We start from the raw sequence: 24749 nt of genomic DNA, 5'->3' as shown, positions 1-24749 counted from the left end.
CTGAACGAAACTCCTCCGCTAGAATACCGGCCTCATAGCCTGTACCTTCACCATCCCCTTTTTTTAAAGCGATCCCCGATGCGTCTGGTTCTTCCCCTGCTGCCGCTCCTGCTGCTATCGCTGCTGCCCGCCGCGCATGCGGCCCCCTCCGCCACCGCCGCACCCACGCCCATCACCCTGGACCAGGCCATGGCCGACCCCGACTGGATCGGCACACCCGTCGAAGCGGCATGGTGGGGCTGGAATGGCCAGCTGTATTACAAGCAAAAGCGCCTCGGCTCGCCCCTGCGCGACACGTTTCAAGTATCTGGCACGAATGCGAAACTGAATAGCGGCAAGAAGGTCGACGACGCGCAATTGGCCAACCTCGATGGCCAGCAGATGGTCTTCAACCGGGCCGGCACGCGCGCCATCCTGCTGCGCAACGGCGACTTGTTCGAGCGCGACCTGAAAAACGGCGCCTTGACGCAAATCACGCGCGGTGTCCCGGCCATCAGCGACCCGCAATACTCAAACGACGGCGGCGCCGTGCAATACCGCAGCGGCACCGACTGGTTCAGCTGGAGCCGTCTTGACCGTCTGAGCGCGCCCGTCGCCCTGCTGCGCGCGGCCAAGGACCCGGACGCCAAGCCGGAAGCGGACGCCCTGCGCGAATTGCAGCTGCGCCTGATCGTCAACCTGGCGCGCCAGAAGGAAGACCGCGACGCCAGCCGCGAACGCCGCCACGCAGAGCGCCGCCTGGACAGCACGCGCGCGCCGGAGCCGATCTACCTGGGCGAGAAAGTCACGATTTCCGGCAGCGCCCTGTCGCCGGACGGCCGCTGGCTGCTGTTCGTCACGCAAGATAAAGCCGCCGAAAAGGGCAAGCTGGGCAAACTGGCCCGCTACGTGACGGAAACGGGCTACCCGGAAGCGGACGACGAGCGCACGCGCGTGGGCCGCAACATGCCGATTGCGCAAAGCCTGAAGCTGGCCGACCTGCGCACGGGCCAGGTACGTGACATCGCTTTCGACAGCCTGCCCGGCATCGCGGTCGATCCGCTGGCGCTTCTGCGCGCCGAGCAAAAACTGCCGCCGTTGAAAGGCAACCGCGCCGTGCGCATCGACGCCCAGCGCGACGGCATCGCCTGGACCGACGACGGTTCCAAGGTGGCCGTGCGCGTGCGCGCCATCGACAACAAGGACGGCTGGATCGCCAACGTCGACCTGGCCAACGGCGCCCTGGTGCCCGTGCACCGCGTCAGCGACACGGCCTGGGTCAACCGCCGCGCCGACGAATTCGGCTGGCTGCCCGACAACGCCACCCTGTGGTATCTGTCCGAGGAAAGCGGCTACGCCCACCTGTACACGAAAACGGGCGCGGCTCCGGCACGCGCGTTGACGCAAGGCAAATGGGAAGTGAGCGCCGTCGAGTGGAGCCGCGACGGCAAGCACGCCTATTTTCTATGCAACCCGCAAGCGCCTGGCACATATGAAGTGTGCGCCAGCACGGCCAGGGATGGCGGCGCGCGCGAAGTCACGCAGTTGAAAGGCGTGGAAAACTTCGGCCTGTCGCCCGATGGCGGCAAGCTGCTGCTGCGCTATTCCACCAGCTATATGCCGGCCCAGCTGGCCACCGTTTCTGTCGCTGGCGGCAAGGCGAATGTCCTGACGGACACGCGCAGCGACGCCTTCAAGGCGCGCAACTGGGTCATGCCGGAACTGGTGCAAGTGCCGTCCACGCATGGTGCGGCGCCCATCTGGGCCAAGCTGTACCGCCCCGCACAACTGGAAGCCGGTAAACGGTATCCCATCGTCATGTTCGCGCACGGCGCCGGCTACCTGCAGAACGTGACCGAGCGCTACCCCGTCTACTTCCGCGAGCAGATGTTCCACAACCTGCTGGTGGAGCAAGGTTATATCGTCCTCGACGTCGACTACCGCGCCTCGCTCGGCTACGGCAGCGCGTGGCGCACGGCCATCTACCGCCAGATGGGCCACCCGGAACTGGAAGATTTTATTGATGGCGCCAACTGGCTGGCGCAGCAGCACCAGGGCGACATCAAGAACGTGGGCATCTATGGCGGCAGCTATGGCGGCTTCATGAGCCTGATGGCCCTGATGCGCGCCCCGGAAATCTTCAAGTCCGGCGCCGCGCTGCGTCCCGTGACGGACTGGACCACCTACAACCACGAGTACACGGCGAACATCCTGAACACGCCGGACGTCGATCCGCAAGCGTATAAAATCTCGTCGCCCATCGAATACGCGGACAAACTGACGGGCAACCTGCTGATCGCCCACGGCATGATCGACGACAACGTGTTTTACCAGGATTCCGTGCGCCTGTCGCAGCGCTTGATCGAACTCAAAAAGGATAACTGGGAAATGGCCAGCTACCCGATGGAGCGCCACGGCTTCGTGCAGCCGGAAGCGTGGTATGACGAGTACCGCCGCATCTATCAGTTGTTCCAGAGAACATTGAAGTAAACCTCGATGCCCGCTTGTATGCGGGCATTTTTTATGTGCAGCGAGTAGGTCGGATTAGCCCGCAAGGGCGTAATCCGACACCACAAGCACTCAATCAAACGGCACGGGCCGCGGCGTCGTATCGGACGATGGCGGCAGGATCGGCAGCACGAGCTGCGGCTGCTTGCCCGTCAGGGTTTTCAGGAAGGCGACCAGCTTGCCATTTTCATCGGGCGTAAAGGTGCGGCCCAGCTGCAAACGGCCCATCACGTCGACGGCTTGCGTCAGGGTCGCCGCTTCGCCATCGTGGAAATAGGGGTACGTCAATTCCACGTTGCGCAGGGTCGGCACCTTGAAGTTGAAACGGTCGGCATCCTTGCCCGTCACGGCCGAGCGCCCTTGCGCCGTCATCGCCGTTTTATACGGTTCCACCACGCCCATCTTCTGGAAGGTGTTGCCGCCCACGGCGGGACCGTTATGGCAGGCGATGCAGCCGCTCGATTTAAATAACTGGTAACCGGCCAGCTCGTCTTTCGTCAGCGCGCTTTTCTTGCCCATCAGCCATTGGTCGAAGCGCGAACCGGGGGTCACCAGCACCTCCTCGAAGGCGGCGATGGCGCGCGTGACTTGCTCGATGGTCAATTTATCCTGGCCGAACACTTGCCGAAATTGTGCGCGGTAGGCGGGAATCGAGGCCAGCACGTCGATGGCCAGCGCGTGCGTAAAAGCCATCTCGCCGGGATTGGCGATGGGACCACCCGCCTGCTCCTGCAAATCCTTGGCGCGGCCATCCCAGAATTGCGCCACGTTCATGCTGGCATTGAGCACCGTGGGTGAATTGATGGGTCCGCGCTGCCAGTTGTGGCCGATCGAGGTCTTGATGTTGTCCGTGCCGCCCATGCTCAGGTTATGGCAGCTATTGCAGGAAATAAAGCCCGAACGCGACAGGCGAGGGTCGAAAAACAGTTTCTTGCCCAGCTCGACCATCGCCGGATTGGCCACCTTGGCGGCAGTGATGGGCTGGATCGGCTCCTTTTCAGCGGCGTGCAGCACGCCGCCGAAGGCCAGGCTGGTGATGAAGAGGAAGGGTGAGAGGGTGCGGCGCATAGTCTAACTCCTGGAAACATTCCCGAATCGGCGGCACGCGCCGGCGCGGGAATGCAGCGCACCGACCCGGTTGCCACCCGTACATCGCTGATTGGATGTTGATTTATATTAACTTTGACGGGTTGACAATGGAAATGACGGGGATCAAGGTTCTGGCCAAGTGCGAATCGTGCTTGCCATTCGGGCAAGCGTGGCACATGATGAAGGCATGCAAACGCCCACCTACTCCGCCCTGTTGCCCCTGCTGCGCGCCGCGTGCGCCAGCCTCCTGCTGCTTGCCGCCAGCGCCTGCGGTAGCGCCCCCGCACAAGATGCGCCGCCCGCGCCCGGCAATGCCGGCTTGCTGGCGCAAATCCAGGCGGAAGTGGGCGCCGCCGCTTGCGATTCCACCCAGCAATGCCAAACCATCGCCATCGGCGCCAAGGCTTGCGGCGGCCCCGAGCGCTACCTGGCCTGGTCCAGCAAGGAGCATGATGGCAAGAAACTCAAGGCACTGGCCCAGGCGCAAGCCGAGGCGAGCCGCAAGCAACAGCAGGCGGACGGCATGATGTCGACCTGCTCCATCGTCACGGACCCGGGCGCCACCTGCGAAGCGGGACGCTGCGTGCTGCAAAAGAGCGGCCTGGGCGGCAGCTCGGCGATGTAAAAAAGCCGCTGGATCAGCGGCTTGCGTGATGCTGCAACAGGTCAGGACTGCAGCTGCAAGGTCTTGATGATTTTGCTTTCCACCTTCTCGCCCGCGCCCGAGGTGGCATTCTTGCTTTCCTTGCGCAGCAGCAATAAATGGTCGCCGCTGACGCCATACTGGCGCGTTTCGTCCGTCTTTTGCGTAAAGCTGACGACGACAAAGGCGCGCCCGCTGACGTCAAAGTGGAAATGGCTGGCCAGCGGCGTGCCGTCGGCGGCGATCCACACCTCGATGCCACCTTCGAACTTCTTCACATACTTGCGGTCTTTCTCAGGCACCTTGTCGAGCGACAAGGTAAAGCTGAGCAGGCGCGCCGGCTTGCCCTTGTAGTTATCGATCTTCTCGCCGCTGAACACGGCTTCCTCGATTTCGCGCGACAGGGCATCGGCCGCCGACACCATGGAGTGCAGCTCCGTCGCCTTCATTTCTCCCAGCGCAAAGCCGATCGGCGTCTTGACCTTCGGATCTTTCACCCTGGCGCGCTGCTCGGCTTCCACTTTCGCCAGCAAGTCCTTACTATAGAGCACCTGCAAGCCCGCCGGCCCGCCCTCGACAGCCACCGTGGCCTGGCCGCTATCGTCTTCCGCCGCCTTGCCCTCGCCCTCGCGGCGCCAGGTTTTCGATTCGACCTGCGCCTTGATCGGCATCTGGCCCTGCAAACGCGCCAGCGCCGCATTCAGATCGGCCAGGCCATCGGCCCGCGCCGTACCGTAAAACAAACTGAACAAGCCCGCAGCCGCCAGGCCCTGCACTCCCATACGTCGCCGCATCGCCACATCCCTTCAAGTCATACAAGGATGCCAAAACACCATGTTTTGGCCATCTGTTGCATTTGAACACAGCTAGCTCTGGTCAGGTGGAAAGTCTTTCTGCTATAATTCGCCGCCTTGGCCTGGTAGCTCAGTCGGTAGAGCAGAGGATTGAAAATCCTTGTGTCGGTGGTTCGATTCCGCCCCGGGCCACCAAGAATTCAGCAGAAAATATCAAAAAGCCAACCTTCGGGTTGGCTTTTTTGTTTGCAGGCTCAAAAGAATCTTTGCCCCGGTCCATCTATGTTACCCGGTAGGCCACCGTACTTCGGGCGGCTCCACTTGTTGCTCAGCGTTAATATACTCTACCATGCCGAGCACGACCACCTGAGATCAGGGCGTAGGACTATTCAGTTCTTGGCACCCATGCCTTAACCTTTGCAAACATTTTTTCATGCGCCGCATCTGTCTCATTGCTGTCAAAGGAAGCAAGTAGCCTGGATAGGGTTGCGGCTTTATGGCCTCTGAAGCTAGATAACAGGCACCAGAAATAAGCTTGCTGAATATCCTGCGGGACGCCTCTGCCGTAAAGGTACATCAAGCTCAAATTGTACTGCGCACCGGCATCGCCTTGATCCGCCGCTCGCCGATACCATTTGACCGCTTGCTTCTCATCCTTGGTAGGCCCGCGACTGCTGGCATACAGCACACCCAGATTGTATTGCGCGTCGACGTAGCCTTGCTCCGCAGCCTTCCGATACCAGGTCGAGGCTTCCTCTTCGTCACGCGGCACCCCTGTACCGTTGACATAAGCCAATGCCAAACTGAACTGTCCACGCGCACTCCCCTGCGCCGCCGCTTTTCGATACCAACTCACAGCTTGCTGCTCGTCTTTCGGGATACCATCCCCACTGGCGAACGCCAAGCCCAATTCAAGCTGTGCGTTGGCATGCCCTTGTTCAGCAGCCTTGCGATACCAGGTCACCGCCTGCTGTGCGTCCTCAGGCATGCCCCACCCGTCTGCCGCTGCCGTTCCCATACGATATTGAGCGCGAGCAAACCCATTATCGGCGGCTCTGCGATACCAACTGATAGCTTGCGCTGGTTCCTTGGAAACGCCATGTCCGAATTCGTACATCACTCCCATGACAAACTGTGCGAGAGCGTAGCCCTGCTCCGCCGCCTTGCGATTCCAAGCCAGAGCCTGCTGCCAATCCTGGGGGACTCCCTTTCCTTTGCCGTACATTACGGCCAGGTTCTGCTGCGCATTGGCCAAGCCCTGCTCCGCAGCTTTTCGATACCATGAAACCGCCCGTTGCTCATCTTTTGAAGTACCCACGCCATTGGCGTACATCTCGCCCAACTTGTTCTGTGCCACCGCATTACCATCCTCAGCAAGTTTCGCGTAGCCCGTTAAAGACGCAGGGTAATCTTTCGCCTCATATGCCGTGTTGACTTCGTCTAATGTCGGGGACGAAATAGCGGCTTCGGCAGCAAGTGCGAGCGTCAACAGACATGTCAAAAAATAGAATTTCATGGTTGAATGACCTTTATCAGAAAAAATTTCTGCCAAACCATTTAATCGGAAATTCGCTACATTGGAATACGGGCCGAAGCGTTCGGTCGACGTTCGTTTCGAACATGCACTCGGACTGGTCAGCGGATAGTGTCTACCTTTTATGCGGCAGCCGATGACTAAAATGAGAGATCGTTGCCCTTGATCAACTATGGTTTGATGTGCGCCCACCGTACTCCGGGATGCCAGATTGATCGCACTATGTTGATTTCCAGGAATTATCTCGAATATAAATAAAAATGTAATTTGCTTAATATCGCCCAGCATCGAAATTGAAAATCCTTGCATCGGTGGTTCGATACCACCCGGGCACCAAGAATTCAGCAGCACATAGCAAAAACCTTCCATCCCACCGTTATGTACGCAAACGTACGGACTGCAGCCGCCCAAGGGCACATGCTGCAGGCAGACCACACACCCTTCCCGCCGCCAGCGCCCTGCGCGACGCGGCAGACGGGTCGGCTGGTCAGCTCTCTCCGCCACACCGCCATGCGAAACTCGCGCCCGACGCCGTCGAGCCGTTCCGTACATTACGGCTCACTGCCAAAGGATGCATCATGAAAACTACCCTGATATTGCTCGCGCTCGCCTCTACCCTCGCCCTGACCGCTTGCCAGCGCGAAGCGCCACCCGCGCCGACCGTCGTGCAAGTCGTTCCCGGCCCTGCCGGCGCGCCTGGTCCTGCCGGCGCTACCGGTGCCAAGGGCGCTGAAGCCCCTGCCGGTGCGACGGGTGCCACCGGCGCCACGGGCCAGACCGGTGACAGCGGTGCCGCCGGATACGATGGCGCGAAGGGCGCTACCGGCGCTACTGGCGCACAAGGCAACGATGGCACCAAGGGCGACGACGGCGCCAAGGGCAAAACGGGCGACACGGTGATTGTCGTTCCACAACGCTAATCCGTCTCACGCCAGACACCACAACGCCAACCCCTGCGGTTGGCGTTGTGCGTATGCGCTGTACCGCACAGTAACATCGGCCACATCGGCCTACCCTGTTGTCATTACACAGGGAGATATCGCATGCTGACGATCATACTGATGGTGGCCCTGCTGGGCCTGGTTCTACTATTCGCGCCCGGCCCCGTGCGCCGCGCCCTGCTCGCTCCGCGCCTGCTGGCCTTGTTCAAGCGCATCCTGCCGACCATGTCCGACACGGAACGCGACGCCCTCGAGGCGGGCACCACGTGGTGGGACGCCGACCTGTTTTCCGGCCGGCCCGACTGGCCCAAGCTGCTCACGTATGGACCCGCTTCGCTCACCGCCGAGGAACGCCACTTTCTCGAGCACGACGTCGAGCGGCTGTGCGAACTGGTCAATGACTGGGAAACGCAGCAGCAACTCGACTTGCCACCGCAAGCCTGGGCCTACATGAAAAGCCAGGGTTTTCTCGGCATGATCATCCCGAAACAATACGGCGGCAAACAGTTCTCCGCCTACATGCATTCGCAAGTGGTGATGAAACTGTCGAGCCGCTGCTCGGCGCTGGCGGTGAGCGTGATGGTGCCCAATTCGCTGGGGCCTGCCGAACTGCTGCTGCACTACGGCACCGAAGAACAGAAAGATTACTACCTGCCGCGCCTGGCCGCCGGTACCGAGATTCCCTGCTTTGCCCTGACCAGCCCGTATGCGGGTTCCGACGCGGCCGCCATCCCCGACCTGGGCGTGGTGTGCATGGGCATGCATGAGGGGAAATCCACCCTGGGTTTCCGCCTCAGCTGGAACAAGCGCTACATCACGCTGGCGCCCGTCGCGACCTTGCTGGGGCTGGCGTTCCAGACCAGCGATCCCGAACATTTACTCTCCGACAACGATGCACCGGGCATCACCTGCGCCCTGATCCCCGCCAGCCACGACGGCGTGGTGATCGGCCGCCGCCACCATCCCTTGAACGCCGCATTCCAGAACGGCCCCACGTCCGGCAACGATGTCTTCATCCCCATCGACTGGGTCATCGGTGGCCAGGCGCAAGTGGGCAAAGGCTGGCGCATGCTGATGGAATGCCTGGCGGCGGGGCGCGCCATCTCGCTGCCCTCGTCCAGCGTCGGCATGGGCAAGATGGCCGTGCGCGGCACCGGCGCGTACGCGGCCGTGCGGCGCCAGTTCAACATGCCCATCGGCAAGTTCGAAGGGGTGCAGGAAGCGCTGGCGCGCATGGGCGCCAACCTGTACCTGATGGACGCGGCCCGCACCCTGGCCGCGCACGCCGTCGACCTGGGCGAGAAGCCGGCCGTCATTTCCGCCATCGTCAAATACCACGTCACGGAACGGGGACGCGCGCTCGTCAACGACGGCATGGATATCCTCGGCGGCAAGGGCATCTGCGTGGGGCCGAACAATTTCCTGGCCAGCGCCTACCAGCAAATCCCCATCGCGATCACCGTCGAAGGCGCCAATATCCTCACGCGCAGCCTGATCATCTTCGGCCAGGGCGCCATCCGCGCGCATCCGTATGTACTCAGGGAAATGGCCGCCGTCCAGGAACCTGATGGCCGCAAAGCCCTGCGCGATTTCGATGCGGCCTTCTTCGGCCACGTGGGCTTTGTGCTGGGCAACCTGGCCAGGGGATGTTGGTACGGACTGGGTGGCGCCCGCCTGGCGGCCGTGCCCGATATCGGCGTACCCGCACTGGCGCCCTACTACCGCGCCCTGACGCGGCTGTCGACGGCGTTTGCCGTCATGACGGATATGTCGATGTTCGTGCTCGGTGGCGAACTCAAGCGCCGCGAACGGCTGTCCGCGCGCTTGGGCGACGTGCTGGCGCAGCTGTACCTGGCTTCATCCGTGCTGAAGCGCTACGAGGACGATGGCCGGCCCGAGGCCGACCTGCCCTATGTGCACTGGTCGCTGCAGGATGCGCTGCTCAAGGCGCAGCAAGGCTTGACGGGCGTGCTCGACAACTTCCCCGCGCGCGTGCTGGCCGTGCTGCTGCGCACCCTGCTGTTCCCGTTCGGCCTGCCCCACCGTCCGCCGTCCGACGAACTGGGCAGCGAGGTGGCGCTGGCCCTGCAAACGCCGGGCGCCGACCGCGAACGCCTGCTGGCCGACGGCCATGTTGCCAGCGACGCCACCGATCCCGTGGCTTGCGCCGAACGGGCGCTGGCCTTGTTGCCGGAAGTGCTGTCCATCGAAAAGCGCCTGAAAGACACGCCCGAAGGCGCGGCCCTGCGGCACCTGCCGCAAAGCCTGTCCGCCATGCAGGCTTGGCTGGCCGCGGCCACGGCGGCGGGCACCGTCAGCTGCCAGGAGCACAATACCTTGCTGGAATACGCGCGCCTGGTCGATGGCTTGATCCAGGTCGACGATTTTGCGCCCGCCGCAGCGCATGAAACGCCGGCCGCCTATCCCCGCGATGACGCCGGCGTTGTCGAGGCCAGCGACAAGCCCAGCACGAGCGGCACCAGCGCCGCGTACACGACGATCACGGACAGCCAGACGGCGCCTGGCCAGTACGCCCTGAAGCCAAAGTAAATGCTGGAAAACACCAGCGGGCACAGCACGGACGCCAGGCTCACAGCCGAGGCCAGCACGCCCTGGAACTGGCCTTGCCGGTCCTCGGCGACTTGCCGCGTGGCCAGCGACTGCAGGGCCGGCGCACCGATGCCGCCCAGGGCGAACACGGGCATGATGGCGAAGATCATCCAGCTGCGGGTGGCAAAGGCCATGACCACCAGGGCCACGCAGGCGCAAGCCATGCCCGCCAGGATGGTGGCGCGCTCGCCCAGCAGCCTTACTGCAGGGCCGGGCAGGAAGGCTTGCGCCAGCGCCTGGCACACGCCAAAGGCACCCAGCGACAGGCCGATCCACAGCCCGTTCCACTCGAACGCATCGTGGCCCCACAGCGCCCAGCACACGCCATACACTTCGCCCGCCGCGCTGAAGGTAAAGAAGATGGCGGTGATCGGCAGCAAACTCTTCTGCGAGAACACCCAGCGCAGCGGGCGCAAGGGATTGAATGCCGCCAGGTCGATTTTTTCGCGTGTCGGCGTTCGTGATTCGGGCAACGTCAGCAACGCCAGCAGCAGGTTGCCAGCATTCAACACGGCCGCCGCCATGAACGGCAGGCGCAGCCCGTAATCGCCCAGCGCGCCGCCGAGCACGGGGCCGATGATGAAGCCGGCGCCGAACATAGCGTTGAGCAAGCCGAAACGGCGCGCCCGCGTTTCATCGGGAGAAATATCGGTGATGTAGGCCGTGGCCACGGAAACGTTGGCGCTCGTCAAACCCGCGATGGCGCGCCCCAGCAGCAGCATCCACAGGCTGGGGGCGAAGGCCAGGAACAGGTAATTGACGGCGGCGCCCGCCAGCGAGAGCAGCAGCACGGGGCGCCGCCCCAGGCGGTCGCTCAGCGCGCCCAGCACGGGCGCAAAGATGAACTGCATCAACGCATACAGGGCCGTCATGATGCCGATATACGGCGCCACGTTATCGGCATGTGTGACGTCCCGCAGCAGCGCGGGCAGGATGGGGAAGATCAGGCCGATGCCGACGGCATCGAGCGCGACCGTGGCAAAGATGACGGGCAGCGCTGCCACGGGAACGGATGGTTTCATATACTCAATCTAAATATGTACTCAGTACATAAATAGTACGCCCCGCCTGGCTGCGCCATCAAGCGTTATCTGTACTCAGTACACTTCGTGTATGATCGGGGCAACATGACGATTCCTGCCGACCTCCGCTCCCGCAAACGCCTTGCCACCCGGCAAGCTATCTCGAATGCCGCCACGCGCCTGTTCTTCGTGCGCGGTTTCGAGCACGTGACGGTGGACGAGATCGCCGCGGCCGCCAGCGTGGGACGCATGACGGTGTTCAACCACTTCCCCCGCAAGGAAGACATGTTCTTCGACCGCGAGGAAGAGGGCCGCGAACTGCTGCGCGAGGCGCTGCGCCAGCGCGAGCCCACCGTTTCCCCCGTCGAAACCCTGCGCCTGCTGGCGCACCGCCTGGTACGGGAAGACAGTCCCTACATCGTGTTTTCCGCCGCCGGCCAGGGTTTCATTGCCACCATCGAGGCCAGCGATACCCTGAAAGCGCGGGCGCGGGCCATCCGCGACGAGCTGGCGCACGTCGTCGCGCAAGCGCTGATGGAATCCACGGGACGGGAAAGCGACGATCCCCTGGCCCAGCTGGCGGCCAGCCTGCTGCTGGCCACCTGGAGCACGGCCCTCATCGAAGCGCACCGCGCCTTCCGTCTGCATGGCGACGCGCAACTGGCCAAGGCCTTCTTTCTGTCCCTGGTGGACCAGGGGCATGTCGGCCTCAACGCCGCCATGGCGGGCACGCCTTACGCCTGAAGCTGTCAGGCAGCGGATGTCAATCCCTTGATCCAAGGCAAGGTAATCTGGCGCCAGCCCGCCTACAATCGCCGGCTTTGCCCCTCCTCCATGCGCCACGCTCCCGAACTCCTCCTGCCTGCCGGCTCCCTGGCCAAGATGCATGCCGCCTTCGACTATGGCGCCGACGCCGTCTATGCGGGCCAGCCGCGCTACAGTTTGCGCGTGCGCAATAATGATTTTTCGACCTTGCAAGCCTTGCAAGAGGGCATCGATGGCGCGCATGCGCGCGGCAAGCAATTCTTTGTCGCGAGCAATATCTTCGCCCACAATGCCAAGCTGAAAACGTATTTGCGCGACATGGAACCGGTGATCGCCATGCGCCCGGACGCGCTGATCATGGCCGACCCGGGCCTGATCATGATGGTGCGCGACAAGTGGCCGGACGTTCCCGTGCACTTATCGGTGCAGGCGAATGCCGTCAACTGGGCCGACGTGAAATTCTGGCACCGCATGGGCCTGACGCGCGTGATCTTGTCGCGCGAACTGTCGCTCGACGAAATCGAGGAAATCCGCCAGCGCTGCCCGGAGATGGAACTGGAAGTGTTCGTCCACGGCGCCCTGTGCATCGCTTATTCGGGCCGCTGCCTGCTGTCCGGCTACTTCAATCACCGCGACCCGAACCAGGGCACGTGCACGAATTCCTGCCGCTGGGATTACAAGGTGAAAAATGCCTCGGAAGACGCCAGCGGCGACCTGGGCGGCATGCAGGTGGTGCCGCTGGAATTTCACCAGGCGCTGGCCGAGGCCGACAACAATGCATTTTCCGCCCTGCACCAGCAGCCGCGCCACCCGCTGGCCGACCAGCCCTACTTTATCGAAGAAGCCCAGCGCCCGGGCCAGCTGATGCCGATCCTCGAAGACGAGCACGGCACCTACATCATGAATTCGAAGGACTTGCGCGCCGTCGAGCATATCGAGCGCCTGGTCAAGATCGGCGTCAATTCGCTCAAAGTCGAGGGCCGCACCAAGTCGCTGTACTACGCGGCGCGCACGGCGCAAGTCTACCGCCAGGCCATCGATGACGCCGTGGCGGGCCGTCCTTTCGACATCAGCCTGCTGGGCCAACTGCAAGGCCTGGCCAACCGCGGCTACACGGACGGTTTTTATCAACGCCATCACACGCAAACGCACCAGAACTACATGCGCGGCGCGTCCGAGGCGGACCGCAGCCAGTACGTGGGCGACGTGCTGGGCGTGACGGACGGCTGGGCCAGGGTGGAAGTGAAAAACCGCTTCGCCGTGGGCGACCGCATCGAGGCCCTGCATCCGGGCGGCAACCGCGATTTCACCATTGCCCGCATGCTCAGCGATGACGGCAAGGAGATCCAGGTCGCGCCCGGCAGCGGCCACTTCGTGCGCATCGAACTCGACGGGGCGCTGAATAAAGCCTTGCTGGCGCGCTATTTGTAACCGCCAGTCAGGCATGCCGGGCGGCAAACCAGTATGTAAGTGTTTGATTTGACAAGAAAAAATCCGCAGAGTAGCGCTTAAACAATTTGTTTAAGCCTCAACATTGCTATACGATACGGCCACCCTGCGCCCGGGGGCCGTATCGGCATCCGGTGCGTCCCTGACACGTTCACCGGAATCCCCGATGCCACCTGCCACCTCTGCCCTCATCACCAACGATGCCGTCGTCCTCGGCCTGCTCGCCATGACCCTGGGGGCCGTCTTCTGGACAGCCTCCCGCGCCGACGGCTTCTGGAAAAAGTTTTATACGTATATCCCGTCGCTGCTGATGTGCTACCTGATCCCGGCGCTGCTCAACACCTTCGGCATCATCGACGGCAACGCTTCCGGCCTGTACGCCGTGGCGCGCGACTATCTGCTGCCCAGCGCACTGGTGCTGCTGTGCGTGGCCATCGATTTCGGCGGCATTATCCGCCTCGGCCCCAAGGCCATCATCATGTTTCTCACAGGGACGCTCGGCGTGATGCTGGGCGCCCTCGTCTCGTTCGAAGCCTTGCGTTTGATCCACCCGGAAACGGTGGCGGGCGACACCTGGCGCGGCATGACGACCGTCGCCGGCTCGTGGATAGGCGGCGGCGCCAACCAGGCGGCCATGAAGGAAGTATTTGAAGTCGATGCCACGCTGTTCGGCCAGTTCGTCGCCGTCGACGTACTGGTGGCCAACGTCTGGACAGCCGTGCTGCTGTTCCTGGCCGGCCGCGCGGGCGCCTTCGACCGCTGGACCGGCGCGGATTTATCGGCCATCAATGCGCTCAAGGACAGCATCGAAAGTTATCGGGCCCAGCACGCGCGCATCGCCAGCCTGACCGACATCATGATCATCCTCGGCGTGGGCCTGGGCGTGACGGGCCTGTCGCATTTTCTGGCCGGCCCCATCATCAGCTGGATCGCTACCTTGCCGGCCGCCTGGCGCTTGCAGGATTACAGCCTGACATCGAACTTCTTCTGGATCGTCGTGCTCGCCACCACCTTCGGCCTGCTGCTGAGCTTTACCCGCGCGCGCAGCCTGGAAGGCGCGGGCGCCTCGACCATCGGCTCGGCCATGCTGTACGTGCTGGTGGCCACCATCGGCATGCACATGGACTTGAAAGCCCTGTTCGACAAGCCTTTCCTGTTCCTGCTGGGCCTGATCTGGATCGCCGTGCATGGCGGCCTGATGCTGCTCGTCGCCAAGCTGATCCGCGCACCGCTGTTCTTCATGGCCGTGGGATCGCAGGCGAACATCGGCGGCGCCGCCTCCGCCCCCGTCATCGCCAGCGCCTTCCACCCATCGCTGGCGCCTGTCGGCGTACTGCTGGCCGTGCTCGGCTACGCGCTGGGCACCTACGGCGCCTACATCACGGGGCTGATACTGCGCGGCATGGCCGGGTGATCCACCCGGCCATAACGACAAGGCCAGCCTTCGGGCTGGCATTGTCGTTGGTGGGCTGCGCAAGGAGGGCGACGGAGACGTCACTTGGTCGGGCACTTGCCATTACGGCACATGTAAAAAGCCGCTTTCAGTTTGCACTCGGATACACTGAGAAACAGGGGCGCAAGACCTTGTTCATCGGTAATGCCTGTTTGATCGTATCCGCAACCTGTCACGTGATAATGCATGCCGGCCACGCCCGAGCCATCCGTCGGGCGCAACAATTGAGGACTGAGGCCATATGGCCCGCTTCCCACCACCCGCACAAATCGCATGCGCTCGGGAGTGATGGGAAATGACGCCCGTATGAATCCGGATCGCCCATGCGCATCTGTCACACCTTTCAGTGTGGCGAGAAATGGTGTTTCTGAGGCGGCCGATTTTGACGGTGCATAGACGTCGAGTGAATACGGTGTATTGACGAGAATTTCTTTCGTCTCCGTATCGAGCAGTTGAAAATGGCATCCATACACCCCCTCCCCTGCCATGGGCAAGCCATCGACTGGCGTCGGCCTGCATTCATAGCTTGAGGCCGACGCCACCACTGGCACTGTCTTTGTTACGCAGCCGGAAAGCATGTGCGCGTAAAGCAAGGTGATGACGATAGGCGCGCTTTTAGTGGCAAGACACTTGAACATAAGGATTCCCCCATTCAAAGTTGGCAAACAGCAAGTCATTCTTGCCTGACTACCCATAGGGGCGATTGGGATCTGTCAATCTTTCAATAAATAAGCAATTCTTAAAAACATACATTCTGGCAAGTGGAAGACCAAGAGTGGCGAGTAGCCATTTGTATTCCAGGCGACCCGGAGCAAAGAGGCCTTGCCGCAAAATCGCTCGGCCCGTGTATGCATGTCATTACGCAGCGCCTGCTTCTCAGTCGATAATCCCACCAGACCACTACCTGTTTTGCCGCGCCGGCCAGCCGGCAAATTCGCCCCACAATGTAGCAGAAACCCCTCAAAACCAAATTTCCGCACCATTTTTGTGCGAAATCTGCGATGATAGTTGCCCAAATAACCGATTACCTCCATGGAATTCTGATGAAATACGCATCTGCTCACGAGTATGTCCAGCATGTCGCCGCACGCAATCCAGGTCAACCCGAGTTTCTGCAAGCCGTCACCGAAGTCATGGAAAGCTTGTGGCCGTTCCTGGAGCAGCACCCGAAATACGCGGAACAAGGCTTGCTGGAACGCTTGATCGAGCCGGAGCGCGTGGTGATGTTCCGTGTGTCGTGGGTCGATGACCATGGGCAAGTGCAAGTCAATCGCGGCTACCGCATCCAGCACAGCATGGCCATCGGGCCGTACAAGGGCGGCATCCGCTTCCACCCTTCCGTCACGCTGTCCGTGCTGAAATTCCTCGCCTTTGAGCAAACATTCAAGAATGCATTGACGACCTTGCCGATGGGCGGCGGCAAGGGCGGCGCCGATTTCGATCCGAAGGGCAAGAGCCCGGGCGAAGTGATGCGTTTCTGCCAGGCGTTTGTGAGCGAACTGTTCCGCCATGTGGGTTCGGACACGGACGTGCCGGCCGGCGACATCGGCGTGGGCGGACGCGAAGTGGGCTATATGGCCGGCATGATGAAAAAACTCAGCAACCGCGCCGACTGCGTGTTCACGGGCAAGGGCGCCAGCTTCGGCGGCTCGCTGATGCGGCCGGAAGCGACGGGCTACGGCACTGTGTATTTCGCCGAAGAAATGCTGAAAACGCGGGGCCGCTCGTTCGAAGGCATGCGCGTGTCCGTGTCCGGTTCGGGCAACGTGGCGCAGTACGCGGTGGAAAAAGCCATGGCCATGGGCGCGAAAGTCATCACCGTCTCCGATTCCAGCGGCACCGTCATCGATGAAGACGGTTTTACGCCGGAAAAACTGGCCATCCTGATGGAGGTCAAGAACCATTTGTATGGCCGGGTCAGCGATTACGCCGCGCGCACGGGCGTGCGCTTCGAAGCGGGCGTGTCGCCATGGCATGTGCCGGTCGACATCGCCCTGCCCTGCGCCACACAAAATGAACTCGATATCGCCGATGCGCGCCTGCTCATCGCCAATGGCGTGCAGTGCGTGGCCGAAGGCGCCAACATGCCCACCACCATCGAGGCAGCCAAGGCGTTCGAGGCGGCTGGCGTGCTGTATGCGCCGGGCAAGGCCAGCAATGCGGGCGGCGTGGCGACTTCCGGCCTGGAAATGAGCCAGAATGCAGCCCGCATTTCCTGGCCGCGCGAAGAAGTCGACGCGCGTTTGCTGCAGATCATGCAAGGCATCCACGCCGCATGCAAGCAGTACGGCATGCGCGCCGATGGCACCGTCAGTTATGTCGATGGCGCCAATATCGCCGGCTTCGTCAAAGTCGCCGACGCGATGCTGGCGCAGGGGGTGATTTAATCATCGGCCAACGATGTTGTCGGATTACGGTTCTTCGAACCTAATCCGACCTACAACATCTCGGGCTTCATCAGGCTCTTGCGGCTGATCGTGCGGCCCGATACCATGAACTCGCCATTGCCCCGGTAGTGCAGGGTTTCGGGCAGCTTGGGCGAAGTGGCCACGTGGGCTTTCACGCACTCGAAGATGAAGAAGCCGCCCTTCGGGTTGCCCGCCACCTGCGCCAGCTTGCATTCGAAGTTGGCGTAGCACTCGGCGATCAGCGGCGCGCCCACCAGTTCGGCCGGCTGCGGCGTCAGGCCGAAGGCCGTGAACTTGTCCGTGTCTTCGCCGCTGCAATTGCCGATGGCGACCACCTGGTCGACCATGTCGGCCGTGGGCAGGTTGATCACGCATTCCATGCTGCGCTTGATCATTTCATAGCTGTGGTTCGCATCGGAAATGAAACAGCCCAGCAACGATGGCGTAAACTCCATCAGCATGTGCCAGCCCATGGTCATGATGTCGCTTTCGCCCTTCCACGTTGAGCTGACCAGCACCACCGGCCCCGGTTCGAGGAAGCGGCGGATATCGGCGACGGGATAATCTTCTTTGTGGTAATTTTTCATCTGGTCTCCAGGACGCGGTACGCCATAGCATAGCCCAATGGCGCCTGGCCGGGCGCGCGGCTGGCCGATGCGATTTGTGCCGTTCATCGCAAATTTCTCCCCGTTGGAGATGTTGCAACATAGAATACACTGATCAACTACTCAAGGAAACCGCCATGCGCCCTCTGTTCCTGTTGTCCGTCCTGTCCCTCGCCTGCCTCTCCACCCTCGCGCATGCCGACGAGCAAACCCGCACGGTAGCCGCGTTCAACGCCATCGACATCCGCGGCCCCATCAGCATCGAAGTGGAATCGGGCAAGGAGCAGAGCCTGCTGCTGCGCGGCGACCAGAAATTCCTCAGCGGCGTCATCACGGAAGTGGTCGATGGCGAGCTGAAAATTTCCATGAAGGACAAGGATATCAAGAAGACCGAGGGCGACCCGCGCATCATCATCACCATGCCGACCTTGCGCAAGCTGATCGCGGAAGGCGCGGGTGAGAAGATCTTGACCAAGCTCAATGGCCCACGAGTTGACATCAGCTACAAGGGCGCGGGCCGTCTGGCCGCCGATGGCCAGGTCGACTGGCTGCGCCTGAAGGCGCAGGGCGTGGGCGAAGTCGATACGAAAGCCTTGCTGGCGAAAAACGTCGACGTCAATTTCGACGGCATCGGCTCCGTCAAGGTGTATTCCTCTGGCGAACTGAACGCCGTGGTGCGCGGCATGGGCGAACTGACGTATTACGGCAAGCCGAAGATCGTGCACAAGTCGGTCGCCGGCATCGGCAGCGTGAATGCCGCCAAATAAGATTTTCCATAAAAACAGGCCATCAAGCCACTGGAGACCGCATGACCGCAACACCCGATACCCAAGACACCGACGCACCGCTGGTGCTGCGCGAGGATGAGGGTGGCCTCGTCACCCTGCGCCTGAACCGCCCCCTGCAATTCAATGCCCTGTCGATAGCCATGCTGACCGCGCTGCAGGCCGAACTCGACGGCATCGCGCAGCAGCCGCACGTGCGCTGCGTGGTGCTGGCCGCCGAAGGCAAGGCTTTTTGCGCGGGCCACGATTTGCGCCAGATGCAAGCCACGCGCCAGCTTGCGTATTATCAAACCCTGTTCGCGCAATGCTCGCGCGTGATGCAAGCCATTCAAACCTTGCCCGTGCCCGTGATTGCCCGCGTGCACGGCATCGCCACGGCGGCCGGCTGCCAATTGGTCGCCAGCTGCGACCTGGCCGTGGCGGGGGCGTCCGCCCGTTTTGCCGTCTCCGGCATCAACGTGGGCCTGTTCTGCGCCACGCCATCGGTCGCCCTGTCGCGCAATGTGTCGCCCAAGCGGGCCTTCGACATGCTGGTGACGGGCCGCTTCATCGACGCCGACACGGCTGCCGACTGGGGCCTGATCAATGAAACGGTGGCCGACACGGCGCTCGACGAGGCCGTGGCGCGCCTGGCGCAGCAGATCATGGCGAAAAGCCCGACGGCCATCCGCTACGGCAAGGCCATGTTCTACCGGCAGCGCCAGCTGCCGCTGGACGACGCGTATGCGTATGCGGGCGACGTGATGGCGCGCAACATGATGGAAGAGGATGCAGAGGAAGGCGTCACCGCCTTTTTAGAGAAGCGGCCGCCCGGCTGGGCGGCCGTCAAGTAGCTTAACGTTCCTGCTTCATCTGCTGCTGCACGGAAAGACTCAAGGTACCGAGGTCTTCCTTGCCCAGCAGCGGCAGTTGCGACAGTAGCTGCATCAGGGCCGAGCTGCCCGTCACGTCCAGCTCGGACGACTGCACCAGCACCGTGCCGGCACCCGTGAAGTCGATCTGCTTTTCCTCGCCCGATAAACTGAAACCCGTGAGCGCGCCGGCGGCCGAGGCCCAACCCTGCACGTGGGCGTAATCGTAGTGATACGAGGGGCTGGGGCAATCGGCCCAGCCCAGCACGGCCTGCTCGTCCACGCGGCACGGCAATTCCAGAAAATGCACGGGGCCGTTCGACGAGGCGATGACTTTACCCGTGCCTATCATGGTCAAAAAGCCGGGCAAGGTCGATTCCTGGCAAATCACGTCCTTGGTAAACCCCAGCAGGTTTTTCGCGCGGATGGTCATGTTGGCGTTGTCCAGGTCGTAGCACGCCAGGTCGTTGCCGTTATCGCCCAGGATCAACTGACCCTGCCCTTGCGCCACGACAAAGTGGTGCACGTATTTGGGCGCATTGAAGGCGGTGCGCACGATCAAGTCGAGCACGCTGCTGCCCATGGCTTCGAAGCGCAGCTCGCCATAGAAGGCGATCATCTTGCCCTTGCGAATGAAGATCTGTTCCTTGACGTCGATGACATACGAAAAACGGTTCAGGTTATCGTTCTTCGGCAAGGTATCGGGGTTGTAAATCGTCATGGCTTACCTTTCGCTCGCTTGGATGTAGACCGTGCCCTGGCCCGTAAACTTCACTTGGTAGGATTCGCCGGACGCCTGGCCGACGAAGGTTTTCCAGTTCAGGTCCGTGACGATGGTCGAGCTCAGCTGGCCCGTGTGGCCGATATACGCTTGCGGATCGACAAACACGGGCACGTCCGGCGTGACGGGCAAGCCGATGGCATTGCCATCGGACAAAATCGCCACTTCGCCCGTGCCTTGCAAGGTGGTGGTAAACAAGCCCTGGCCCGAGGCCATGCCGCGCACCACGCCCTGCACGCCGCCCTGGTTGCCGAGGAACATGGTGCCGGCCGTCAGGCGCGCATCGAAGGCCAGCAGCGAGTCGCTTTCCACATAGAAAGTTTCGCCGCGCACGGGCACGATGCTGACGAACAGCCCGCCCTGCGCGTAAAACACGCTGCCCGTGCCGCGCGCCGACATCAGGGCGTAACCCTCGTTCGTGACGGCGCGCATGGCCAGGCTTTGCACGCCCTGGCCCGCCAGGAAGGAGCGGCTGAACGCCACGTCGCCCTGGTACGACACCATGGCGCCCTTGCGGGCGAACACTTCTTCATTGCCGAGTTTGACCTCAAGCATCTTTTCATTGATCTGCTGATAGACAGGCATGACGGCTCCTAGCGTTCGGCGGGCTGGATGAACACCACGCCCTGACCGGTGAATTTGTGCTGGTACGATTCGCCCGAGCTCTGGCCGATCATCGTGCGCCAGTTGACATCAAAAACGAATTCCTGGCGGATATCGCCCTTGAAGCCGACGAAGGCGTCCGGGTCCACGCGCAGCGGGTGCGCGGGCGTCACTTCCAGCATGATCAGGTTGCCGCGCGAAATGACGGCCAGGTTGCCATGGCCTTCGACGGTGGTGGAAAACAGGCCCTGCCCGGAGCTGGCGCCGCGCAGGCCCGCAAAGCTGGTGCCCGTCTTCAGGCTGGTGTCGTAGGCCAGCAGGCTGCTGCTTTCGATGGTCAGCTTTTCGCCGGCCAGCGCCATGACGGTGATCTCGGCCGCGTTCTGCGCGAAAAACACCGTGCCGCTGCCTGAAGCCTGCATCAGCTGCATGCCTTCGTTCGTCACCTTGCGCTTGAGCGCGCCGAAGATGCCCTCGCCGCCGAGCAAGGATTTTTCAAATTTGATGCTGCCCGTATAGGCGACCATGGCGCCGGCGATCGCCAGCACTTTTTCATCCTGCAGGCGCACTTCCAGCAGGCGGTCGGTATTGGTGCGGAAACTGGTCACGCGCGACTCCCCAAGAATGCCAGGGCACAAAGCCATGGCTATCCGACAAGATACCGGGGGCCTTACCGCCATGCAAGTGCTATTCCTCCCGAACGGGGGTGAGCGAATAAAAAAGGCGTGCCCGGAAGCACGCCTTGCGTTCACACAGGAAACAGCTTATTCAGCCAGCACCGGCCTGGCGCCGCGCGCGTTCTGGAACAGCGGCACGGGGTCATTGGTATTGACCTCGACCACCGTCACGCCTTGCACCACGCCGCCCACCTGGTAGCCGACGGCGCCCAGGTAGCGCTTGCCCTCGGCCAGGTTGGACCAGCTCAGCGAGACCGTCGCCGTGCCGCCCGTGTAGGCCGTGCCCGGCATCAACGCCTTGAAGCCGCCATTCGACAGGCCCGGCGCCAGCACCCACGACGACAAAGTGTAGTCGGCCTGGCCGTTCTGCGGCGCGTAGCCGATCACGCACACCTTGTACGTGCCGGTGGCGGGCAGGCGCAGTTCCACTTGCTCATTGGAACCTTCATTGCCGCTGCTGCCGACCAGCACATTGGCGGCGTTGTAGACCTCCATGTCCATGTCGGTATTCGCGCCGCCCGTCGTTTCCCCGTCGTAGGTGGCAAAGCGCGCCGCCAGGGTGCCGGCCGGGATCAGCACGTTGTGCACGTTCACACCCATGGCGCCACCGGCCTTGCAGGCGGCCGATGCGGCAGCACCCGTCGTCGCCTGGCCGATCGTGCGCGCTTCACGTACGGCTTCGACCAGCCCCGACTTGACGCCCACCAGCGCGCCCGTGAAGCCCGTGCCCAGGGTCAGCACCTTGCTGCCCGTGGCCGCTTCGCTGCTGACCAGTGGAATGGCGGCCAGCGAGGTGCCGCGCGCCGTCAGCGGGCTGCGCACCGTGTGCGTGCCATCGCTCCAGCTCAGGGCGCCGTAGGTCCAGGTATTGGCCGGCGCCGTGGTGCGCGTCAGCTTGACCTGGTACTGCGCCCTGGCGCCCGGCGCCAGGCTCAGGCTCGTTGGCGTCACCGCCACCGTGTAGCCGGGCAGGCTGGCCGAGACGTTGTAGACGGCGCTGCCGGCGCCCACGTTGGTCACCGTGCGCGTCAATGTCTGCGTGCCCAGCACGTTGGCCGCCGTCAGCGACGCCAGGTTCAGGTTGTAGGCGGGAATGGTGCCGACAGACTGGCAGGTGGCGGGACTGTAGACCTTCAGGTTCAGGCCGCACAGGAAGCGCGCATAGTCGATTTCCGACACGTCGTACACGAGGCCCGGATCGGCCGCGCTGTTCGGCGCGATGTGGCCGGCGCCCTGGCCCCACGGCAACTGGCCCGAGTTCTTCGCCGTGGCATCCCACGACACGGAACCGTTCAAGCCGTCGGAATAGGTGCTGAAGGCCGTCGTCATCAGCGCCGACTTGATGGCCGCGGGCGACCAGGTCGGGTGCTGCTGCTTGAGCAATGCCGCCACGCCCGCCACGTGCGGGCTGGCCATCGAGGTGCCGGAATAGAAATCCCACTCGGCCACGGGCGCCACGCCGCCGGCCGCCACGGCATCGCGCTGCGCCTGCGTCAGGTCGGCCGTCACGCCGGCCAGCACGTTGGTGCCGGGGGCCGACAGGTCGGGTTTCAGGATGTTCGCGTTGGCCACGTTCGGCCCGCGCGAGGAACGGTCGCTGACGATCGGCGCCTGCACCGTCGTGTCGGGGATGGTATGGATTTCGCCCAATGCCGCCGTGCCATCGGGGTTGACCGCCATGAAAGCCTTCAGCGCATCGCCCTGCGCCTGCGCCAGGTGCACGGTCGACAGCACGTGCGCCTGGTTGATGATGGTGTTGGCGCCACCGGCCACGTTGGCGATGATCACGCCCGCCGCGCCCGCCGTTTTGGCATTCGCGCTCTTGTTGACCAGCACGTTGCCACCGCGGTCGCACACGAGTATCTTGCCCGCCACTTTCGCCGGGTCCAGGTAGGCCGAGGTGGTATCGGCCGCGCCGAAGCAGCGCAGCAGGTTGACATCCGTTGGCGACACGCCGGCCAGGCCCGCGTCGCGCGAGCGGATCAGCGGCAGCGCCGGCGTCTTCGCATTGCTCGATGCGCCTTCCAGCCTGGCGCCGTTGCTGAGTATCACATTGCCCGCGTACAGGCGGTTGTGGGTGGAATTGGCGACCGTCGCCAGCCACGGGCTGATGTGCGACACGGGCGCCGGCACGTCGGGCGCGGGCGTGGCCGGGCCGGAATTGCCGCCGGACGTGGCGACGAACACGCCGGCCGCCGCCGCGCCGAGGAAAGCGACTTCCGTCGGTTCGTCGAAGGCACCGCCGCCCGCGTTCGGGCCGATGGAAAAGTTGATGACGTTGACGCCATCCTTGACCGCCTGGTCGATGGCGGCCACGCTGTCGGCCGTGGCGCAGCCGTTGCGCCCCGTCGAGGCGGCAGTCCAGCAGACTTTATAGGCGGCGATGCGGGCGCGCGGCGCCATGCCCGACGCCTTGCCCAGCGACACACCGTTCGAGCTGGCCAGGGCGCCATTGTTGCCGCCGGCCGTGGACGCCGTGTGCGTGCCATGGCCGCCGTGTCCCGTCAGGCCGGCGACGGAATCGCGCGGCGACAAAAATTCCGTCCAGTGCAGCGCCGACGTGGCGGCGCGATAGTAGCGCGCACCGATCAGCTTGTTGTTGCAATTCTCGGCGCCAAAGCCTTCGCCCGTCTGGCACATGCCCTGCCAGTTGGCCGGTGGCGCGCCGTACACGACGTTGTTGCCGCTGTGGCTGGGCACGCCGCTCTCGTCGAGGCGGTCGGCAAAGGCCGTGTTCTCGGGCCAGATGCCGCTGTCGACGATGCCGATGATGATGTCTTCACCCGCGTGCGCCTTGCCGCCCAGCTGCTCCCAGATGCCGCCCGGCTTGTCCAGGCCCAGGAAGCTGGGCGTGTAGCTGGTGTCGAGTTGCAGGATGGAGTCGGCGCTGATGCTGGCCACGCCGCTGTTTTTCTTCAGGGCCCGCACTTCATCGTCCGTCAGCAGGGCGGAAAAGCCGTTGAAGACGACGCTGTACCGGTGCGTGATTTCCGCCGCGCTGACGGTACCGGCCACGGCGGCCTGTCTGGTGTCGAGGTAATTCAAATAGGCCTGCACGTCGGCGGCGCCCACGTTGATGCGTGCCCCCGGGGCCGGCTTGGTGGCGGCCAGGCCGTCGACCTGGCCCGTGTAGGTGGCGGCCGGCTTGTCGACCAGCTGCACGATGTAGGAGCGGCGTTCCTGCGCCTGCGCCGCTTGCGCCAGGCTGGCGGCCAGCAAGAGGATACCGAGTGAAACGGGACGTAGTTTCAT

At 62.9% G+C, this 24749-nt stretch carries 20 protein-coding genes, 1 tRNA gene and 1 pseudogene; 11 read left to right on the top strand and 11 right to left on the bottom strand.

The window, feature by feature from the left end:
• Nucleotides 1-78 precede the first annotated feature (78 nt).
• Nucleotides 79-2469: a S9 family peptidase gene (locus tag K0F86_RS24170; protein ID WP_219136692.1), complete on the top strand. Its 2391-nt coding sequence runs from the start codon at nucleotides 79-81 to the stop codon at nucleotides 2467-2469.
• Nucleotides 2470-2559: 90 nt separating this feature from the next.
• Here the strand turns inward: K0F86_RS24170 and K0F86_RS24165 are convergent, their stop codons facing one another.
• Complete coding sequence (locus K0F86_RS24165; RefSeq protein ID WP_219136691.1) at nucleotides 2560-3555, bottom strand: cytochrome-c peroxidase; 996 nt, start codon at nucleotides 3553-3555, stop codon at nucleotides 2560-2562.
• Nucleotides 3556-3763: 208 nt separating this feature from the next.
• Here K0F86_RS24165 and K0F86_RS24160 point away from each other — a divergent pair, with 208 nt between their 5' ends.
• Nucleotides 3764-4201, top strand: a complete 438-nt coding sequence (locus K0F86_RS24160) for a hypothetical protein (RefSeq protein WP_219136690.1) — start codon at nucleotides 3764-3766, stop codon at nucleotides 4199-4201.
• A gap of 41 nt (nucleotides 4202-4242) precedes the next feature.
• Here K0F86_RS24160 and K0F86_RS24155 read toward each other — a convergent pair whose 3' ends face one another.
• A complete protein-coding gene (locus K0F86_RS24155; RefSeq protein WP_257572337.1) occupies nucleotides 4243-5001 on the bottom strand; it encodes a hypothetical protein in 759 nt (252 codons plus the stop codon).
• A gap of 131 nt (nucleotides 5002-5132) precedes the next feature.
• On the opposite strand from K0F86_RS24155, the gene K0F86_RS24150 reads away from it, so the two are divergent.
• Nucleotides 5133-5208: transfer RNA gene (locus K0F86_RS24150), tRNA-Phe, on the top strand.
• A 190-nt stretch (nucleotides 5209-5398) separates the two neighbouring features.
• On the opposite strand, the gene K0F86_RS24145 is transcribed toward K0F86_RS24150, so the two are convergent.
• On the bottom strand, nucleotides 5399-6856 hold the full coding sequence (locus K0F86_RS24145; RefSeq protein ID WP_219136689.1) for an SEL1-like repeat protein: 1458 nt from the start codon (nucleotides 6854-6856) through the stop codon (nucleotides 5399-5401).
• Between the two features lie 269 nt (nucleotides 6857-7125).
• On the opposite strand from K0F86_RS24145, the gene K0F86_RS27875 reads away from it, so the two are divergent.
• Both K0F86_RS27875 and K0F86_RS24135 read left to right on the top strand, forming a co-directional pair.
• The gene (locus K0F86_RS27875) at nucleotides 7126-7467 is read left to right on the top strand and encodes a collagen-like protein (protein ID WP_219136688.1); all 342 of its coding nucleotides are present in this window, start codon (nucleotides 7126-7128) and stop codon (nucleotides 7465-7467) included.
• Nucleotides 7468-7590: 123 nt separating this feature from the next.
• Nucleotides 7591-9882, top strand: a pseudogene (locus K0F86_RS24135) (acyl-CoA dehydrogenase); the annotation flags it as partial.
• A 26-nt stretch (nucleotides 9883-9908) separates the two neighbouring features.
• Here the strand turns inward: K0F86_RS24135 and K0F86_RS27760 are convergent.
• Entirely contained in the window at nucleotides 9909-11120 is a 1212-nt protein-coding gene (locus K0F86_RS27760; protein WP_374197320.1) for a TCR/Tet family MFS transporter, read from the bottom strand.
• Between the two features lie 105 nt (nucleotides 11121-11225).
• On the opposite strand from K0F86_RS27760, the gene K0F86_RS24130 reads away from it, so the two are divergent.
• The 3 genes from K0F86_RS24130 to K0F86_RS24120 all read left to right on the top strand — a co-directional run bounded on the left by K0F86_RS24130 (nucleotide 11226) and on the right by K0F86_RS24120 (nucleotide 14748).
• On the top strand, nucleotides 11226-11864 hold the full coding sequence (locus tag K0F86_RS24130; RefSeq protein ID WP_219136686.1) for a TetR/AcrR family transcriptional regulator: 639 nt from the start codon (nucleotides 11226-11228) through the stop codon (nucleotides 11862-11864).
• 90 nt (nucleotides 11865-11954) lie between these two features.
• Complete coding sequence (yegQ, locus tag K0F86_RS24125; protein ID WP_219136685.1) at nucleotides 11955-13316, top strand: tRNA 5-hydroxyuridine modification protein YegQ; 1362 nt, start codon at nucleotides 11955-11957, stop codon at nucleotides 13314-13316.
• Between the two features lie 184 nt (nucleotides 13317-13500).
• Nucleotides 13501-14748 (top strand): DUF819 domain-containing protein, encoded by a 1248-nt coding sequence (locus tag K0F86_RS24120; RefSeq protein ID WP_219136684.1) that lies wholly within the window; start codon nucleotides 13501-13503, stop codon nucleotides 14746-14748.
• A gap of 80 nt (nucleotides 14749-14828) precedes the next feature.
• Here the strand turns inward: K0F86_RS24120 and K0F86_RS24115 are convergent, their stop codons facing one another.
• Together K0F86_RS24115 and K0F86_RS24110 are read right to left on the bottom strand one after the other, a co-directional pair.
• Nucleotides 14829-15425, bottom strand: coding sequence for a hypothetical protein (locus K0F86_RS24115; RefSeq protein ID WP_219136683.1), 597 nt, complete (start codon nucleotides 15423-15425; stop codon nucleotides 14829-14831).
• A gap of 75 nt (nucleotides 15426-15500) precedes the next feature.
• Nucleotides 15501-15821 (bottom strand): hypothetical protein, encoded by a 321-nt coding sequence (locus K0F86_RS24110; RefSeq protein WP_219136682.1) that lies wholly within the window; start codon nucleotides 15819-15821, stop codon nucleotides 15501-15503.
• A gap of 9 nt (nucleotides 15822-15830) precedes the next feature.
• On the opposite strand from K0F86_RS24110, the gene gdhA reads away from it, so the two are divergent.
• Nucleotides 15831-17174, top strand: coding sequence for an NADP-specific glutamate dehydrogenase (gdhA, locus tag K0F86_RS24105; protein ID WP_219136681.1), 1344 nt, complete (start codon nucleotides 15831-15833; stop codon nucleotides 17172-17174).
• Between the two features lie 50 nt (nucleotides 17175-17224).
• Here gdhA and K0F86_RS24100 read toward each other — a convergent pair whose 3' ends face one another.
• Entirely contained in the window at nucleotides 17225-17782 is a 558-nt protein-coding gene (locus K0F86_RS24100) for a flavin reductase family protein (RefSeq protein WP_219136680.1), read from the bottom strand.
• 155 nt (nucleotides 17783-17937) lie between these two features.
• Between K0F86_RS24100 and K0F86_RS24095 the strand changes: the two genes are divergently transcribed.
• Both K0F86_RS24095 and K0F86_RS24090 read left to right on the top strand, forming a co-directional pair.
• Nucleotides 17938-18567, top strand: coding sequence for a head GIN domain-containing protein (locus tag K0F86_RS24095; RefSeq protein ID WP_219136679.1), 630 nt, complete (start codon nucleotides 17938-17940; stop codon nucleotides 18565-18567).
• 41 nt (nucleotides 18568-18608) lie between these two features.
• Nucleotides 18609-19418: an enoyl-CoA hydratase gene (locus K0F86_RS24090; protein ID WP_219136678.1), complete on the top strand. Its 810-nt coding sequence runs from the start codon at nucleotides 18609-18611 to the stop codon at nucleotides 19416-19418.
• 1 nt (nucleotide 19419) lies between these two features.
• Here the strand turns inward: K0F86_RS24090 and K0F86_RS24085 are convergent, their stop codons facing one another.
• The 4 genes from K0F86_RS24085 to K0F86_RS27870 form a co-directional block, all read right to left on the bottom strand.
• Complete coding sequence (locus tag K0F86_RS24085) at nucleotides 19420-20157, bottom strand: AIM24 family protein (RefSeq protein WP_219136677.1); 738 nt, start codon at nucleotides 20155-20157, stop codon at nucleotides 19420-19422.
• Nucleotides 20158-20160: 3 nt separating this feature from the next.
• On the bottom strand, nucleotides 20161-20802 hold the full coding sequence (locus K0F86_RS24080; protein WP_101483726.1) for an AIM24 family protein: 642 nt from the start codon (nucleotides 20800-20802) through the stop codon (nucleotides 20161-20163).
• Nucleotides 20803-20810: 8 nt separating this feature from the next.
• Nucleotides 20811-21464 (bottom strand): AIM24 family protein, encoded by a 654-nt coding sequence (locus K0F86_RS24075; protein WP_141171613.1) that lies wholly within the window; start codon nucleotides 21462-21464, stop codon nucleotides 20811-20813.
• 120 nt (nucleotides 21465-21584) lie between these two features.
• A complete protein-coding gene (locus K0F86_RS27870) occupies nucleotides 21585-24749 on the bottom strand; it encodes a S8 family serine peptidase (RefSeq protein WP_219136676.1) in 3165 nt (1054 codons plus the stop codon).

The sequence above is a fragment of the Janthinobacterium sp. UMAB-60 genome, assembly GCF_900095235.1.
Taxonomy (GTDB): Bacteria; Pseudomonadota; Gammaproteobacteria; order Burkholderiales; family Burkholderiaceae_D; genus Janthinobacterium.
The sequence above is the reverse complement of the archived record's forward strand: the minus strand, read 5'-3'. Positions and strand labels throughout refer to the sequence as shown.

Excerpts from the sequence above, each read along its gene's own strand:
- K0F86_RS24170 (WP_219136692.1), top strand. The coding sequence starts at position 79 with ATGCGTCTGGTTCTTCCCCTGCTGCCGCTCCTGCTGCTATCGCTGCTG.
- K0F86_RS24165 (WP_219136691.1), bottom strand. The coding sequence starts at position 3,555 with ATGCGCCGCACCCTCTCACCCTTCCTCTTCATCACCAGCCTGGCCTTC.
- K0F86_RS24160 (WP_219136690.1), top strand. The coding sequence starts at position 3,764 with ATGCAAACGCCCACCTACTCCGCCCTGTTGCCCCTGCTGCGCGCCGCG.
- K0F86_RS24155 (WP_257572337.1), bottom strand. The coding sequence starts at position 5,001 with ATGGGAGTGCAGGGCCTGGCGGCTGCGGGCTTGTTCAGTTTGTTTTAC.
- K0F86_RS24145 (WP_219136689.1), bottom strand. The coding sequence starts at position 6,856 with ATGCAAGGATTTTCAATTTCGATGCTGGGCGATATTAAGCAAATTACA.
- K0F86_RS27875 (WP_219136688.1), top strand. The coding sequence starts at position 7,126 with ATGAAAACTACCCTGATATTGCTCGCGCTCGCCTCTACCCTCGCCCTG.
- K0F86_RS27760 (WP_374197320.1), bottom strand. The coding sequence starts at position 11,120 with ATGAAACCATCCGTTCCCGTGGCAGCGCTGCCCGTCATCTTTGCCACG.
- K0F86_RS24130 (WP_219136686.1), top strand. The coding sequence starts at position 11,226 with ATGACGATTCCTGCCGACCTCCGCTCCCGCAAACGCCTTGCCACCCGG.
- yegQ (WP_219136685.1), top strand. The coding sequence starts at position 11,955 with ATGCGCCACGCTCCCGAACTCCTCCTGCCTGCCGGCTCCCTGGCCAAG.
- K0F86_RS24120 (WP_219136684.1), top strand. The coding sequence starts at position 13,501 with ATGCCACCTGCCACCTCTGCCCTCATCACCAACGATGCCGTCGTCCTC.
- K0F86_RS24115 (WP_219136683.1), bottom strand. The coding sequence starts at position 15,425 with ATGTTCAAGTGTCTTGCCACTAAAAGCGCGCCTATCGTCATCACCTTG.
- K0F86_RS24110 (WP_219136682.1), bottom strand. The coding sequence starts at position 15,821 with ATGGAGGTAATCGGTTATTTGGGCAACTATCATCGCAGATTTCGCACA.
- gdhA (WP_219136681.1), top strand. The coding sequence starts at position 15,831 with ATGAAATACGCATCTGCTCACGAGTATGTCCAGCATGTCGCCGCACGC.
- K0F86_RS24100 (WP_219136680.1), bottom strand. The coding sequence starts at position 17,782 with ATGAAAAATTACCACAAAGAAGATTATCCCGTCGCCGATATCCGCCGC.
- K0F86_RS24095 (WP_219136679.1), top strand. The coding sequence starts at position 17,938 with ATGCGCCCTCTGTTCCTGTTGTCCGTCCTGTCCCTCGCCTGCCTCTCC.
- K0F86_RS24090 (WP_219136678.1), top strand. The coding sequence starts at position 18,609 with ATGACCGCAACACCCGATACCCAAGACACCGACGCACCGCTGGTGCTG.
- K0F86_RS24085 (WP_219136677.1), bottom strand. The coding sequence starts at position 20,157 with ATGACGATTTACAACCCCGATACCTTGCCGAAGAACGATAACCTGAAC.
- K0F86_RS24080 (WP_101483726.1), bottom strand. The coding sequence starts at position 20,802 with ATGCCTGTCTATCAGCAGATCAATGAAAAGATGCTTGAGGTCAAACTC.
- K0F86_RS24075 (WP_141171613.1), bottom strand. The coding sequence starts at position 21,464 with ATGGCTTTGTGCCCTGGCATTCTTGGGGAGTCGCGCGTGACCAGTTTC.
- K0F86_RS27870 (WP_219136676.1), bottom strand. The coding sequence starts at position 24,749 with ATGAAACTACGTCCCGTTTCACTCGGTATCCTCTTGCTGGCCGCCAGC.